At 51.6% G+C, this 15739-nt stretch carries 14 protein-coding genes; 5 read left to right on the top strand and 9 right to left on the bottom strand.

Annotation, left to right across the window (positions count from 1 at the left end; genetic code table 11):
* The first annotated feature begins 145 nt into the window (after positions 1-145).
* Both J1778_RS19365 and yfbR read left to right on the top strand, forming a co-directional pair.
* Positions 146-1360 (top strand): pyridoxal phosphate-dependent aminotransferase, encoded by a 1215-nt coding sequence (locus J1778_RS19365; RefSeq protein WP_217174539.1) that lies wholly within the window; start codon positions 146-148, stop codon positions 1358-1360.
* 110 nt (positions 1361-1470) lie between these two features.
* Positions 1471-2070 carry a 5'-deoxynucleotidase gene (gene yfbR / locus J1778_RS19360; RefSeq protein WP_217174538.1) on the top strand — a complete coding sequence of 200 codons (600 nt, stop codon included), beginning with the start codon at positions 1471-1473 and terminating at the stop codon, positions 2068-2070.
* Here the strand turns inward: yfbR and J1778_RS19355 are convergent, their stop codons facing one another.
* The 4 genes from J1778_RS19355 to yfbV form a co-directional block, all read right to left on the bottom strand.
* Positions 2071-3903, bottom strand: a complete 1833-nt coding sequence (locus J1778_RS19355; RefSeq protein WP_217174537.1) for an SLC13 family permease — start codon at positions 3901-3903, stop codon at positions 2071-2073.
* A gap of 318 nt (positions 3904-4221) precedes the next feature.
* The gene (locus tag J1778_RS19350; protein ID WP_217174536.1) at positions 4222-4875 is read right to left on the bottom strand and encodes a sugar phosphatase; all 654 of its coding nucleotides are present in this window, start codon (positions 4873-4875) and stop codon (positions 4222-4224) included.
* A 27-nt stretch (positions 4876-4902) separates the two neighbouring features.
* On the bottom strand, positions 4903-5397 hold the full coding sequence (locus J1778_RS19345; RefSeq protein ID WP_217174535.1) for a YfbU family protein: 495 nt from the start codon (positions 5395-5397) through the stop codon (positions 4903-4905).
* Between the two features lie 194 nt (positions 5398-5591).
* A complete protein-coding gene (gene yfbV / locus J1778_RS19340; RefSeq protein WP_112289915.1) occupies positions 5592-6047 on the bottom strand; it encodes a terminus macrodomain insulation protein YfbV in 456 nt (151 codons plus the stop codon).
* A 518-nt stretch (positions 6048-6565) separates the two neighbouring features.
* Between yfbV and ackA the strand changes: the two genes are divergently transcribed.
* Both ackA and pta read left to right on the top strand, forming a co-directional pair.
* Positions 6566-7768, top strand: coding sequence for an acetate kinase (ackA, locus tag J1778_RS19335; RefSeq protein ID WP_217174534.1), 1203 nt, complete (start codon positions 6566-6568; stop codon positions 7766-7768).
* A 177-nt stretch (positions 7769-7945) separates the two neighbouring features.
* On the top strand, positions 7946-10090 hold the full coding sequence (pta, locus tag J1778_RS19330; protein WP_217174582.1) for a phosphate acetyltransferase: 2145 nt from the start codon (positions 7946-7948) through the stop codon (positions 10088-10090).
* An 83-nt stretch (positions 10091-10173) separates the two neighbouring features.
* Here the strand turns inward: pta and J1778_RS19325 are convergent, their stop codons facing one another.
* The 5 genes from J1778_RS19325 to J1778_RS19305 form a co-directional block, all read right to left on the bottom strand.
* Entirely contained in the window at positions 10174-11127 is a 954-nt protein-coding gene (locus J1778_RS19325) for a transketolase family protein (RefSeq protein ID WP_217174533.1), read from the bottom strand.
* The gene (locus J1778_RS19320; protein WP_217174532.1) at positions 11120-11953 is read right to left on the bottom strand and encodes a transketolase; all 834 of its coding nucleotides are present in this window, start codon (positions 11951-11953) and stop codon (positions 11120-11122) included. The genes J1778_RS19325 and J1778_RS19320 overlap by 8 nt, the downstream gene beginning before the upstream one ends.
* Before the next feature lie 135 nt (positions 11954-12088).
* Positions 12089-13465, bottom strand: a complete 1377-nt coding sequence (locus tag J1778_RS19315; RefSeq protein WP_217174531.1) for a PTS ascorbate transporter subunit IIC — start codon at positions 13463-13465, stop codon at positions 12089-12091.
* 49 nt (positions 13466-13514) lie between these two features.
* The gene (locus J1778_RS19310) at positions 13515-13796 is read right to left on the bottom strand and encodes a PTS sugar transporter subunit IIB (RefSeq protein ID WP_217174530.1); all 282 of its coding nucleotides are present in this window, start codon (positions 13794-13796) and stop codon (positions 13515-13517) included.
* Positions 13797-13921: 125 nt separating this feature from the next.
* Positions 13922-14365, bottom strand: coding sequence for a PTS sugar transporter subunit IIA (locus J1778_RS19305; RefSeq protein WP_217174529.1), 444 nt, complete (start codon positions 14363-14365; stop codon positions 13922-13924).
* Between the two features lie 353 nt (positions 14366-14718).
* On the opposite strand from J1778_RS19305, the gene J1778_RS19300 reads away from it, so the two are divergent.
* Positions 14719-15735 carry a LacI family DNA-binding transcriptional regulator gene (locus J1778_RS19300; protein ID WP_113877039.1) on the top strand — a complete coding sequence of 339 codons (1017 nt, stop codon included), beginning with the start codon at positions 14719-14721 and terminating at the stop codon, positions 15733-15735.
* Positions 15736-15739: the final 4 nt, after the last annotated feature.

The raw sequence follows: 15739 nt of genomic DNA, 5'->3' as shown, positions 1-15739 counted from the left end.
GCTGACTTTACTGCTGTTTTTCACCAAAACGGTGCAAAGCCCTTCTCATGCCCTCTGTCGGGGAGTAAATTGTGCCATTCGCACTGCTCTGCGGCCGCTCGTCGCCAGGGAAGACCAGGCTTTACTGCAAAAGGCTCTCATTTACATGTCCCCGATTGAAAAATCCCACAAACTGGACAACGTCTGTTATGACATTCGCGGCCCGGTGCTTAAAGAAGCAAAACGCCTTGAAGAAGAAGGTAACAAAGTTCTCAAACTGAATATCGGCAACCCGGCGCCATTCGGATTTGAAGCACCGGATGAAATTCTGGTCGATGTCATCCGCAACCTGCCCACGGCGCAGGGTTACTGTGATTCCAAAGGTCTGTTTTCTGCCCGTAAAGCGATCATGCAGCACTATCAGGCGCGCGATATGCGGGACATCACGGTTGAAGATATCTATATCGGCAACGGTGTTTCTGAGCTGATCGTTCAGTCTATGCAGGCATTACTGAACACCGGCGACGAAATGCTGGTGCCTGCGCCGGACTATCCGTTGTGGACAGCAGCGGTTTCACTTTCCGGCGGCAATGCAGTGCATTATCTGTGTGACGAAGGTGCAGACTGGTTCCCGGACATCGCAGATATTCGAGACAAAATTACCCCGCGCACCCGTGGCATCGTCATCATCAACCCGAACAATCCGACGGGTGCTGTCTACAGCAAAGAATTGCTGATGCAGATTGTGGACATCGCCCGCGAGCACAACCTGATTATCTTCGCAGACGAAATTTACGACAAAATTCTGTATGACGAGGCTCAGCATATTTCTATCGCTTCACTGGCGCCGGACCTGCTGACCGTCACCTTTAACGGTCTGTCAAAAACCTATCGTGTTGCCGGTTTCCGTCAGGGCTGGATGGTCCTGAACGGGCCGAAGAAACATGCGAAAGGTTATATCGAAGGTCTGGAAATGCTGGCCTCGATGCGTCTGTGTGCCAACGTGCCGATGCAACATGCTATTCAGACCGCACTGGGCGGATACCAGAGCATCAGCGAGTTTATTCAGCCTGGCGGACGTCTGGTTGAGCAGCGTGACCGCGCATGGGAACTGATCAATGAAATTCCGGGGGTTTCCTGCGTGAAGCCGAAAGGCGCGCTGTATATGTTCCCGCGCATTGATGCCAAACGTTTCAACATCCATGACGACCAGAAAATGGTGCTCGACTTGCTGCTTCAGCAAAAAGTCTTGCTGGTTCAGGGTACCGCCTTTAACTGGCCGTATCCGGATCACGTCCGCATCGTCACGCTGCCGCGCGTAGACGAACTGGAAATGGCCGTCAACAAACTGGGCCGTTTCCTTGAGACCTACCGCCAGTAATCTTCAGGGCGCAGCTTCAACAGCTGCGCCCTTTTCTCTTTCACCTATTTACATCACTGCCCCGCACTGCTCACAATGGACGCTCATTCACCGTTGTTATTGAGAGTGCTATGAATCAGAGTCATTTTTTCGCCCATCTTTCCCGTCTCAAACTGATCAGCCGCTGGCCGCTGATGCGCAACGTTCGCACAGAAAATGTTTCAGAGCATAGCCTGCAGGTTGCTTTCGTGGCTCACGCCTTAGCCGTCATTAAAAACCGTAAATTTAACGGCAATCTGAGCGCTGAACGCGTTGCCTTGCTCGCGATGTATCATGATGCCAGTGAAGTGCTGACCGGCGATATGCCGACACCCATCAAGTATTACAATCCGCAAATTGCGCATGAATACAAAAAGATCGAGAAAATTGCTCAGCAAAAACTGATTGAAATGTTGCCGAAGGAATTGCAGGAAGATTTCCGCCCTCTGATCGACGAGCATTATTACACTGAGGATGAAAAGCTGACGGTCAAACAGGCTGATGCGCTGTGCGCCTACCTGAAATGCCTGGAAGAATTGTCTGCGGGAAATAACGAATTCACACTGGCAAAGGCTCGTCTGGAAAAAACGCTGGCAGACAGACAAAGCCCGGAGATGGACTATTTTATGGAAGTCTTTATTCCGAGCTTCAGTCTGTCACTGGATGAAATCAGCCTCGATTCCCCGCTCTGATCAGAACGGGAAAAGCACCGGTACCAGAAACACGCTGACCACCATCACCAGCAAAGTGAAAGGTACACCGATGCGGATAAAGTCGCCGAATTTATAGTTACCCGGCACCATTACCAGCGTGTTCACCGGTGAAGATACCGGGGTCATGAAGGCAGCAGACGCGGCAATCGCAATGATCATGGTGAACGGGTAAGGCGAGACGCCCATCTGATGCGCCGCAGCAATCGCGATCGGCGCCATCAGCACGGCAGTCGCCGTATTGGAAATAAACAGGCCGATGCCCGCGCAGAGAATGAATAAACTCAGCAGCATCATATACGGACCATAACCGCCACTGACCTCCATCAATCCCTTAACAATCAACGCCACACCGCCAGTTTTTTGCAGTGCAAGTGCAAAAGGCATCATCCCGATGATCAACAACAGGCTTGGCCAGTGAATGGCTTTATAAGCGCCCTCCATAGTAATACAACGAAATTTTCCCATCAGGATGCAGGCAATGATGGCGGCAATTGCATTGGGTACGTCATCGGTGAGCATCAGCGCGACCATCAGCGCCAGACAAAACAGTGCATGAGGAGCCTGACTCAGCGCAGGCGCGACTTCGTCCACCTCAGCGGGGAGATTAAGTACAATGAAATCATGCATCTGTTGCTGAAGCTGACGGATGAGTTTCCAGTCACCAATCACCAGCAACATATCACCGAGCTGTAATTCCTCATCCACCAGTCTGCCTTCGAGCGCTTCTCCCTGACGGCGGATGCCAACAACGTTAAGGCCGTAGGTCGAACGGAAAGCCACGTCACGCAGTGTTTTACCCAATAACTCGGAATCAGGGATTAACGACACTTCGGCCATGCCGACATCCCTTGATTGCTCAGAGAAATACTCGCCACGTAGCACCATCGGCTCAAGCATTTCATCGGTACAAAACTGCCTGAATGATATGCCGGAATCGGACATATCAAGCAGCAAGACATCGCGGGCAAACAGTTCGGTATTCCCTGTCGCGCTGACCATCACACGGCGAAACTTACGCCATCGTTCAATGCCTACCACGTTTGCGCCATAACGCGAACGCAGATGTAAATCATCCAGCGTACGTCCGACCAGCGGAGAGCCGGGGCGGACAGTCACCCTTCGCGCCCGGCCGGTAAGACGATAGTCGCGGATCAAATCGCGAAAAGTCCGGCGTTTCCAGCGTTGTTTATCCTGCAAGGCGTTATCCGAAGAGAGCCAGCGGCGGGCGATCAGCATATAGCCGACACCCATAATCAGCACCACCAGCCCGACCGGTGTCACGCCGAAGAAACCAAAACCGTCGAATCCTTCGCGCAGCAACTCACTGTTCACCACCATATTGGGCGGTGTCGCTACCAGCGTCATCATGCCGCTGATAAGCCCGGCGAAACTCAGCGGCATCATTAGTCGTGCAGGAGAGGTTTTCATGCGGGCAGAAACGCTGATGACAACAGGAATGAAGATCGCCACCACACCAGTGGAACTCATAAAAGCACCCAGACCGGCCACCGTGAGCATCAGTAAAACCAGCATGCGTGTTTCACTGTTACCCGCCACCTTCATCAGCCAGTCACCGACCTGATAAGCCACGCCGGTTCTCACCAGACCATGCCCGACGACAAACAGTGCGGCAATCAGAATCACGTTGGGATCACTGAATCCCGCCAGCGCTTCATTGATGGTCAGCGTGCCGCTTAGCACGAAGGCAACGATCACCAGCAATGCAACAATATCCATTCGCAGCGTATTTCGCGCAAACAGCACCATAGCAATAACAAGTAACGTGACTACCCAAAATAATTCACCGGTCAAAACACACTCCGTTTGCGTTGAGAAGGGACGATAACTCACCTGATACCCTGAATAATTCGAATTGTATCAAGGCGGCAATTGAGTAAATCCCCGGAAGCTTACATAAGTAAGTGACCGGGGTTTGCGACCAATCTGCCCGGAGCAGATTGGAACGCTGCTTGCAGCGACTCCTTCTGGAGCGAGGCCCATGGATGTGCCGAGTAACGCAGCCAACGCGGAGACGATTTGAAGTATGACGGGTATCAGAATGGCATAAAAAAACCTCGCACAGGCGAGGTTTATATCAATTTAAAGAAGGAAACTGTGTTTTTTCTGTACTTAACGCAGGCTGACTTTTACACCCTCATCGGTACGACTGATCAACAGAACTTCCAGGGTTGTCAGGTCAAAATCGACATTTTCAATTCCTGGCGTGTCGTCAGGCGCGTTCACTGCAATGACTTTACAGCCCGCAGCCAGACCGGCCATCACACCGGCAGCCGCATCTTCAACAACCACGCAATCTTCCGGTGCCAGACCTAAACGTTCGGCGCCCAGCAGATAGGCATCCGGCTGGGGTTTACCATGTTTCACCTGCTCGGCAGTGATAAATACTTCGGGCTCAGGCAAGTGTGCCGCTTTATGACGGGCGCTGGCGACAGGCATTGAACCGGAGGTCACAATCGCCCAGGGAATATCCTGGCGGTTAAGTTCGCTCAACAGCAAATGGGCGCCGGGAAGCGCAGTGACGCCTTCAGTGTCAGTCGCCTCGATTTGTTCCAGTTTGAGAAACTCTTTCTGAATCGTTTCTTCACTTTCGCCTTCCATGAAATGACGTAAGGAAGTTATCGCCTGTTTGCCGTGAATGAACGCCAGAACATCCTGAGGACTTACTCCCCAGCTGAGCGCCCAGTTAATCCATGCACGCTCAACTGCCGGTAATGAATCCACTAACGTCCCATCAAGGTCGAACAAGAAACCTTTGCACTCCACAGGCAATTCCCCTTTGGTTATTTCACATTAAGCATTAATGATTTGCGCGATCTCTACCGCACTCAGATGGTACTGACGCGGGCACGATTGCCACACGGCCAGCATACGCTGGTATTTATCCCACATTTTAGTCTGCGAGTTAAAGCCATGCGTGCCTGCATCGAAGTCAGTGTAACGTCCTTCGGTGTTCACCATAAAGCGAACATAGCTTAAATAACGGGATTCAGTGGCAGCATCAAAGCCCAGGAAATCGATACGGCGACGATCCAAATCCTGCGTGTCTTTCAGATTGGTCCACGACACCTGCATGGCATGGTGCATTTCCATAATATTAATCACAGTGCGACAGGTTTCTTCCGACAGTTCGCCGAAATCTCGGTCCAGCTCGCGCATTTGCAAACCAAAACCGCGTTCAATGACCGTCTGTAACCGGCGATACCGTTCCGCGTTATCGGGATCCAGCATAGTCATCATTTTGTATTGATTCGACAAAATCAGGCGTTGAGCGTTAGTCATTTCCATCGTGAAAATCCTCATGTCTGCATAATGAGCAAAGCATGGCATAGCGCAAAGTTCTGCGAAATCGCAAGCACACCATTCTTTGATTTGAGTCGGGATCTCATCTGAAATAATCACCGGAGGGGACTTTCCTCCGGTGTTATGCCACTCATGAAAGACTATAGATGATGGCTGACAGGGTCAGCGGGAACTCAGGCTTACAGATCGTCTAAAAATGTTTTATCGAGTTGCTTGAACGCGCGTTTAAGTACGTCAGCTAAAGACTGATAGGTCGGGGTGCCCTCAATCGGTGCCAGTGCCTGCCCCGCTTCAGCGAGCTTATTGCGCACATCATGGAACCAGCCGAGTAAACCAGGAGGCAGCGGCGTCACCGAACGACGACCGAGCCACCACAATCCCTGCATTGGCAGACTACAGGCAAAAATCGCCGTGGCCACCGCAAGCCCAAGCTGACCACCGAGCGCGATTTGCCACGTCAGGGTAAATACCGCAACCGGCGGCATAATACGCACGGCGAAACGAGTGGCCGTGGAGATGCGGTTCTCCGGAAACATCGGAGCCAGGCGCTTATCTGACGGCCATGTCTTCATGTAGTGCTGTCCGCGCTGGAAGATCTGGAACCAGCTTACAGAGCCCGTTGGCTTACTCGTCATATCTGCACCTCAACTTCACGCATAAAATTTAAAAAATAGTTGTAAAACACAAACTGGAGTTTACCACGATAAAATATATTTTGTTTTTACTGACACTGTCGGTATTCTATCGCAGCCTCGCAACCCTCTCAGGCAACGACATCATAATAAAGTTGGGGTACAAACGGTAATTGCAATGTTTGCTCCCTATATTAAGCATAGTGCCTTGCTCTGGGTGGTTTTGTAATTAGTTATTGTATTTTTTGTTAGTGTTTTTACTGATTAGTAACATCCTGAAGGCGCATAACAGAGAAACTTTGTGCCCGTGCACAGGTTATTTCTTTGTTATCAGAGGGCTTAAACAAGTAAAGCCCGGCGATTCTCCAGCTTTTTCATCATCATGCCGGTTTTGGCTCTCCGGCATGATGTTAATCATAATTGTCACCGCCATTATGCGCTACGCTTGATGTCAGATTGACGATTTATTAACCACGTGTATTGTTTTTCTTAAACAGCACCAACAATAAATAGGTACTTCCATGTCGAGTAAGCTTGTACTGGTTCTTAACTGTGGTAGTTCTTCCCTTAAGTTTGCCATCATTGATGCTGCAAACGGCGAAGAGCACATTTCAGGTTTAGCCGAATGTTTCCATCTGCCAGAAGCACGTATTAAATGGAAAATGGACGGTGGCAAAGAAGAAGCCGCTTTAGGTGCGGGTGCCGCACACAGTGAAGCGCTGAAATTCATCGTTAACAACATTCTGAGCAAAAAACCTGAGCTGTCCGCAGAGCTGGTTGCAATCGGCCACCGCATCGTTCATGGCGGCGAAAAGCTGACCAAGTCAATGCTGATCAACGACGCTGTCATTGAAGGTATCAAAGAATCTATTCCGTTTGCGCCGCTGCATAACCCGGCTCACCTGATCGGTATCGACGAAGCGCTGAAATCCTTCCCTAAACTGGCTGATAAAAACGTTGCCGTTTTCGACACCGCTTTCCATCAGACCATGCCGGAAGAGTCTTACCTCTACGCCCTGCCGTACAGCCTGTATAAAGATCACCATATCCGTCGTTACGGCGCACACGGCACCAGTCACTTCTACGTGACTCAGGAAGCTGCAAAAATGCTGAACAAGCCAGTGGATGAAGTGAATCTGATCACTTGCCATCTGGGTAACGGCGGTTCTGTGAGTGCTATCCGTAATGGTAAATGTGTCGATACTTCTATGGGTCTGACCCCACTGGAAGGCCTGGTGATGGGTACCCGCAGCGGTGACATCGACCCGGCAATCATTTTCCATCTGCACGATTCACTGGGCATGAGCGTTGACCAAATCAACAAAATGCTGACCAAAGAATCTGGCCTGTTGGGTCTGACTGAAGTGACCAGTGACTGCCGTTATGTTGAAGACAACTACACGACCAAAGCTGACGCTAAACGCGCTATGGACGTCTTCTGCCACCGTCTGGCGAAATACATTGGTGCATACACTTCACTGATGGAAGGCCGTCTGGACGCTATCGTCTTCACCGGCGGTATCGGTGAAAACGCTGCGATGGTTCGCGAACTGTCTCTGGACAAACTGGGTCTGCTGGGCTTTGAAGTTGACCACGAACGCAACCTGGCTGCACGCTTCGGCAAATCCGGTGCCATCAACAAAGAAGGCACCCGCACCGCTCTGGTCATCCCGACCAACGAAGAGCTGGTGATTGCACAAGACGCCGCGCGTCTGACTGCATAATTCTGAGACTGCCCGCGTAATGCGGGCAATTTTTCACCCATAGGCAAACGCCGCCCGTTTGAACGCACCGCGCAGGATAATCATCGCGCTTATGCTGATCATTATCCCCTCTGCACAAACCTGCGAATGTCCCTGCCTGGCAACCGTTAAAGAGGTTTAGCCGTGTCCCGTACAATTATGTTGATCCCAACAGGCACCAGCGTTGGTCTGACCAGCGTCAGCCTCGGTGTGATCCGTGCCATGGAACAAAAAGGCGTCAGCCTGAGCATCTTCAAGCCAATCGCTCAACCGCGTGCTGGTGGTGATGCTCCTGACCAGACCACCACGATCATTCGTGCTAACTCCACCGTGACTGCAGCTGAACCGCTGAAAATGAGCCACGTTGAAACGCTGCTGAGCTCAAACCAGCAGGACGTGCTGATGGAAGAAATCATCGCGCGTTACCACGAAAACACCAAAGACGCAGAAGTGGTGCTGGTGGAAGGCTTAGTCCCTACCCGTAAACACCAGTTCGCCAACGCGCTGAACTATGAAATCGCTAAGACCCTAAACGCAGAGATCGTCTTCGTTCTGGCGCTGGGCAATGATTCTCCTGCACAGTTGAAAGAACGTATCGAACTGGCGCGTTCCAGCTTCGGCGGCAGCAAAAACAAAAACATCACCGGCGTTATCATCAACAAACTGAACGCACCGGTTGACGATCAGGGTCGTACCCGTCCTGATCTGTCAGAAATTTTTGATGACTCCACCAAAGCCAGCGTGGCTAACATCGATCCGACTCAGCTGTTCGCCAACAGCCCGCTGCCGGTTCTGGGTTGCATCCCATGGAGCTTCGAGCTGATTGCCACCCGCGCAATCGACATGGCGAAGCATCTGAACGCACGCATCATCAACGAAGGCGACGTCAAAACCCGCCGCGTGAAATCCGTGACCTTCTGCGCACGCAGCATTCCTCATATGCTGGAGCATTTCCGTCCGGGTTCCTTGCTGGTCACGTCTGCTGACCGTCCTGACGTGCTGGTTTCAGCCTGTCTGGCCGCCATGAATGGCGTGGAAATCGGTGCGATCCTGCTGACCGGCGGCTACGAAATTGATGAGCGCATCAACAGCCTGTGCGAACGCGCCTTCCAGACCGGCCTGCCTGTCTTCATGGTCGATACCAACACCTGGCAGACGTCCCTGAGCCTGCAAAGCTTCAACCTGGAAGTTCCTGCAGATGACCATCAGCGAGTAGAGAAACTGCAGCAGTACGTGGCTTCTCATATCAATGCTGACTGGATCAACTCCCTGAGTGCCCACTCCGAGCGTTCACGCCGTCTGTCTCCGCCAGCCTTCCGTTATCAGCTGACTGAACTGGCACGTAAAGCCGGTAAACGCATCGTTCTGCCGGAAGGCGACGAGCCACGTACCGTGAAAGCGGCAGCGCTGTGTGCTGAACGTGGTATCGCGGAATGTGTTCTGTTAGGTAATCCTGATGAGATCAAACGCGTTGCTGCAGCTCAGGGTGTGACGCTGGGTAAAGGCATCGAAATCGTTGATCCGGTTGTTGTGCGCGAAGAATACGTGGCACGTCTGGTTGAACTGCGTAAAAGCAAAGGCATGACCGAAGTGGTAGCCCGTGAACAACTGGAAGACAACGTGGTTCTGGGCACCCTGATGCTGGAACAAGGTAACGTTGACGGTCTGGTTTCCGGTGCTGTTCACACCACTGCAAACACCATTCGTCCACCCTTGCAGTTGATCAAAACCGCGCCGGGCAGCTCACTGGTTTCTTCTGTGTTCTTCATGCTGCTGCCTGACCAGGTTCTGGTGTACGGCGACTGTGCGATCAACCCGGATCCAACCGCTGAGCAGCTGTCTGAAATCGCGATCCAGTCTGCGGATTCCGCAGCGGCATTCGGTATCGAACCACGCGTTGCGATGATCTCCTACTCGACCGGTAACTCCGGCGCAGGTAGCGATGTCGAGAAAGTGCGTGAAGCGACCCGTCTGGCGCAGGAAAAACGTCCTGACCTGATCATCGATGGTCCGCTGCAATACGACGCCGCCATCATGGCTGACGTTGCACAATCCAAAGCGCCAAACTCGCCGGTTGCGGGTAAAGCGACCGTGTTCATCTTCCCGGATCTGAACACCGGTAACACCACATACAAAGCGGTACAACGTTCTGCGGATCTGGTTTCTATCGGTCCGATGCTGCAGGGTATGCGTAAACCGGTTAACGACCTGTCCCGTGGCGCCCTGGTAGACGATATCGTCTACACCGTGGCACTGACCGCGATTCAGTCTGCTCAGGCCGAAGCAGCGGTTGCGGCTAAATAAGCCAGAACTTTTAAACAGAAAGTTTCTGAACGCAAAACGCCGGGCTAAATGTCCGGCGTTTTTTTAGTGGTTTTTTTGATAAATCAGAGCAACGTTTTCGCGGCTTCCAGAATATGTTCAGCCGTCAGGCCATATTCTTGCTGTAAGAACTCCTGCGTCCCGACCTGACCGTAACGTTCCTTCACGCCAACACGGCGCATCGGCACTGGCTGATTTTCCACCAGCACTTCCGCCACCGCAGAGCCCAGCCCGTTGTGAATACTGTGGTTTTCACAGGTCACAATTTTGCCAGTTTTCGCGGCGTATTTGATGATAATGTCTTTATCAATCGGCTTGAGGGTGAACATATCAATCACCGCCGCACTGACCCCTTCGCGTTCCAGCATTTCAGCTGCTTTCAGCGCTTCTGCGACCATTATACCGTTGGCAATCAGCGTCACGTCCGTTCCGTCACGCAGCACATTGGCTTTGCCGATGGTGAATGTCGAACCTTCCCGATAAACCTGCGTGGCCTGTTTACGGATGGTGCGCACCCAATAGAAACCTTTTAAATCCATCAGCTGCAGCAGGATATTGCGGAACATGACTGCATCCGTCACTTCCATCACCACAGAATTCGCCAGCCCGCGCACAATGCCCATATCTTCGAACGACATATGTGTGCCACCGTTATGACAGGCGCTGACACCGGCATCGGACGCGATGATTTTGACATTATTCTTCTGATAATCCAGCGACATAAACAACTGGTCGAAACAACGTCGGCTGGCGAAAGCGGTAAAAGTATGCACAAACGGCACGCGACCGGTCAGCGATAAACCCGCCGCCACACCGATAACGTTGGCTTCCATAATGCCGCAATTGATGACGTGTTCAGGGTGATCTTTATGCACGCCGTCCATCGCCATCGAGCTCATCAAATCGGCTTCCAGCGCGATAATCGGCGTATTTTCCACAATCTTTTCACGCACGGTATTAGCGTAAACTTTACGCATTTCCACCGCGTCTTTTTGTAATTCAAGAGAGACTTCAAACATGGGTGGCCTCCAGCTCAGCGATAGCGTTTTCGATTTCCAGTTTCATATCCGGCGTTAAACGCAGATGGTGTGAGTTCGCCAGTTGCTCGAGATACTTCACGCCCTGCCCTTTTATGCTGTCGAGGATCACCACCAGCGGACGCTGTTCGGCATGACGAACCGGTGTAACCGCTTCGCTGATAGCCACAATGTCATCGCCTTTAATGGTCTGCACATCGAAGCCAAACGCACTGAATTTTCCGGCCAGATCGAAAGGTTTGATCACTTCATCCAGCATGCCGTCCAGTTGCTGTTTGTTGTAATCGATGAACAGTGTCAGGTTGTGCAGATTATGGTGCGCAATAAACTGGAAGGCTTCCCAGCACTGGCCTTCATTGAGTTCGCCGTCGCCAAGAATGCAGAATACACGGTTAGTGCGACCTGCCAGTTTATGCGAAAGCGCCATGCCCGCAGCAATGGAAACACCCTGCCCCAGCGAACCGGTGGTCGCGTCCACGCCGGTGGTGCGCAGCCTGTCGGGATGGCTCGGCAGACGGGTGCCATTTTGGTTCAGCGTTTGCAATTCACTGACCGGGAAATAGCCTTTCAGCGCCAGCGTCGCGTACAGCGCCGGTCCCGCATGGCCTTTGGATAACACGAAATAATCGCGATCCTGCCAGTCGGGTTTTTTCGGATCGATGCGCATCACATCGCCATACAGAACAGCCAGCGTTTCCACCACTGACATGCTGCCGCCATAGTGCCCGAATCCCAGACCGGTCAGCATTTTCAGCGTCTCGATGCGGATATGGCGGGCCAGATCACGAACCTCCTGGACATCTTTCATCTTTATTGGTCCTTAATTTAGTGAGCACTTATCCTGGCCTGTTATTTCTAACAGGCAGGACAGTGTTTCCCGGATGGAGTTAAAAAACGTATTTGTTTGAAAGCGTATTAGTTAAAAACGGTTTGATGCAGGGAATTACTTCTCAGTGACTTCTTTCTCAGCCACGGTTTTTTTGCCGAGATAGTTCCAGGCAACCAGTACCGCGAAGATACCGACAATCAGCGCCATGATGCCTTCCTTCGACATAAAGCGCGCCAGATTGCCCAGCAGGATGCCGATGACGCCGAAGTCCGCGTCAGAGAAGGTCGCGTTGGCAAAGCCCAGCGCACCCAGTACCGGCAACAGTAAAACCGGCAGGAAGGTAATCAGCACACCGTTAGCAAACGCACCGACCATCGCGCCACGACGTCCGCCGGTCGCATTGCCAAAGACACCCGCCGTGGCGCCGGTGAAGAAGTGTGGCACCACGCCTGGCAGGATCAGCACCAGATGCATTTGCCCTAACAGGAACAGGCCGACCAGACCACCGAGGAAGCTGAACAGGAAGCCAATCAGTACAGCATTCGGTGCGTACGGATAAACTACCGGACAGTCCAGCGCCGGGCGGGCATTCGGCACCAGTTTTTCAGAGAAGCCGACGAATGCCGGAACGATTTCTGCCAGGATCAGACGCACACCTTGCAGAATGATGAACACACCTGCCGCGAAGGTAATCGCCATGATGATGGCGTACACCAGATAATTCTGGCCCGCGCTGTACGTCGCTTCAACAAAGACCTGACCGGCGAACACCGCCATAATCAGATAGATAATGATCATGGTGAGTGAGATAGAAATGGAACTGTCGCGCAGGAAGCTCAGGTTTTTCGGCAGGTTCATTTCTTCCGTTGAACGGGAGCCTTTACCGACTTTACTGCCGATCCAGCCTGATAAGACGTAACCGATGGTGCCAAAATGCCCGAACGCTACGTCGTCACTGCCGGTAATTTTACGCATGTAGCGTTGTGCAAGCGCCGGGAAAAACGCCATGATCAGACCGAGCGTCAGGGAACCGGTGAAGACCAGAGAAACGCCTTCGAAACCGGCAACAGTCAGAATGACGCTGATCATACAGGCCATATAGAACGTGTGATGTCCGGTCAGGAAGACATATTTCAGTCGGGTGAAACGCGCCACAATCAGGTTAGCCACCATACCGAACGCCATAATTAACGCGGTCGGTGCACCAAATTTCTCCAGCGCGATGGAAACGATGGCTTCGTTATTTGGAATAATACCCTGAATATTAAAGGCGTGTTCAAACATGCCGCCTAATGGATTAAGAGAGCCGACTAATACCGTGGCACCACCGCCCAATACTAAAAAGCCCAGTATTGTTTTTACCGTACCTTTGACCACATCAGAAAAGTTTTTCTTCTGCGCGACCAGGCCGATTAATGCGATGAGCCCTACCAGTACGGAAGGCACTTTTAATATATCAACCACAAACTTGAGCGTTTCCTGGATAAACATATCCACCTCGTTTGTCTATTTGTTTTATTTGTAGGGTTATCCAGTACCGTCAGGACACTGGGTGTTTTTCAAAATGCGCAATCAGTTTGGTTTCAAGTTCATTAATATCAATAATGTTAGTGATCACCACTAACTGATTTTCCGGGATGCTGGCGCTGGCAGCGATGTCTTTCGCCATCACGAACAGGTCGGCTTCACCGGGAATGGCAGAAGACAAATCAGAGTGCTGAACCTCCGCCTGAATATTCAGTTTCTTCAGCACTTTTTTAATGTTCATTTCAACCATAAAGCTGCTGCCTAAACCGGAACCGCAAATCGCCATAATTTTCATTTTATTCACCTGTTCTTTATCTGTTTTGAATGCGTAACATAGCGTATCAGTTGACCGTATTCAGGCCTCTGACTGTTTATATTTCCTGACTGAAATGATCTTCCTTGTTACGGTATTAACTCAAATTAAAAGCGGGAAATCACATCCTGTATTTCACTGATACTTTTCGCCTGATGGATTTTCTGCATATCTTCATCACTGGAAAATAATTCCGCCAGCTCAGAAATCAGCTCAATATGACTGTGCTTATCGGGCGCGGATAACATAACGACGGTATACACCGGATCGTTATCCTCCGAATTAAATTTAACCCCCTGCGGTAACGTCAGCAGCGATAACCCCAGTCCATTTGCTCCCTCTTCCGGTCTGGCGTGTGGCATTGCGATGCCCGGTGCCAGAACAAAATACGGCCCCAGCTTTTCCCGCTGCGCAAAAATTGCGGTCAGGTAATCAGGGGTAATTGTCCCTTCTTTCAGCAGTGGTTCAGCGCTCACTTCCACTGCCTGCCGCCAGTCCGTGATATCCGTTCTGATCTGAATTCGTTCAGATGTCAGCCAATCATTCAGCATAGTGATGCTCCGTTTTATTTTTGAAGATGGCCGGTCAAATTTCCCCCAGTCCGCACCAACGATCCAGACTCTACTTCAGCGGTAGCGTTAACATCTGTGATACATCTCACAAAGATAGCGCTACCAAACTTCTATCATTGAGATCTGTGATAGCGCTATCAAAAATAGTCCCCCAGCGGTATCACCGGCCAGCGGATCGCATAAATAACGGTATACTTTGTCAGGAAATTGCCGATAATTTACCGAATTCTGCCGTGGTTCCCGTTTTGCCGGTCCTGCTGCGGCCCGCTTTTTTCGCTATACCTGTGGGTATACATTGTGCGCAAGATGCGCAGTTAAGGTCAGGATCGTGAATGTCCATTAACAAGAAAAGACGCAGTACCGGAAGAGTGACTCTGGCGGATGTCGCGCAGCTTGCAGGCGTGGGCAGCATGACCGTTTCCCGCGCGCTGCGAACCCCGGAGCAGGTCTCCGACAAACTGCGGGAAAAAATCGAAGAAGCCGTCAGCCAGCTGGGTTATCTGCCCAATCAGGCCGCGAGTTCACTGGCATCAGCCTCATCCAATACCATTGCAATGATTGTGCCCAGTCTGTCTGAATCCGGCTGCGCTGAGATGTTTGCCGGATTGCAAAAAGTGCTGCAACCGGCGGGGTACCAGATCATGCTGGCGGAATCCCAGCACCGGATGGAGCGTGAGGAAAAGCTGCTGGAAACGCTGCTGTCTTACAATCTGGCAGCCGCTATTTTGCTTTCCGTCGAGCATTCCGCGAATGTCCGGCAATGGCTGGATAACCTGACGATTCCGGTGCTGGAGATCGGTGCGCTGACTGATTCCCCTATCGACATGAATATCGGTATTGATTACGTCGAGGCAATGTTTCAGCTGACGCAGACCGTGGTAGCAAAGGGTTATCAGAACATCGGTATGCTGTGCGCTAATCAGGAACAGTGGATTTTCCAGCAACATTTGCAGGGCTGGCGTAAAGCGATGCTGAAAGCGCACATGTCGCCGCACCGGGTGATTAACGCTGCGGAACCTGCCTGCTTTTCTACCGGAGCCCAGCAACTGCCTGAGTTTCTGTTGGCCTGGCCTGAACTCGACGCGCTGGTTTGTGTGTCAGACGATCTCGCCTGCGGTGCGCTGTATGAATGTCAGCGCAGAAGAATCAAAGTGCCGGACGATCTTGCAGTGGTGGGTTTTGGTAATTCGGACGTCAGCAAAGTCTGTCAGCCACCGCTGACCACCATCGCGATTCCTCATAAAGAAATCGGGGTACGTGCCGCACAGGCGTTACTGGCGAGGATTAATGATGAGGAATGGGAAGAGGTGACGATCGCATCGTCATTGTGTAAGCGGGACAGCTGCTAAAAAC

Source organism: Rahnella bonaserana, assembly GCF_019049675.1.
In the GTDB taxonomy this organism is placed as follows: Bacteria; Pseudomonadota; Gammaproteobacteria; order Enterobacterales; family Enterobacteriaceae; genus Rahnella; species Rahnella bonaserana.
This window is presented reverse-complemented; position numbering and strand designations above follow the sequence as displayed.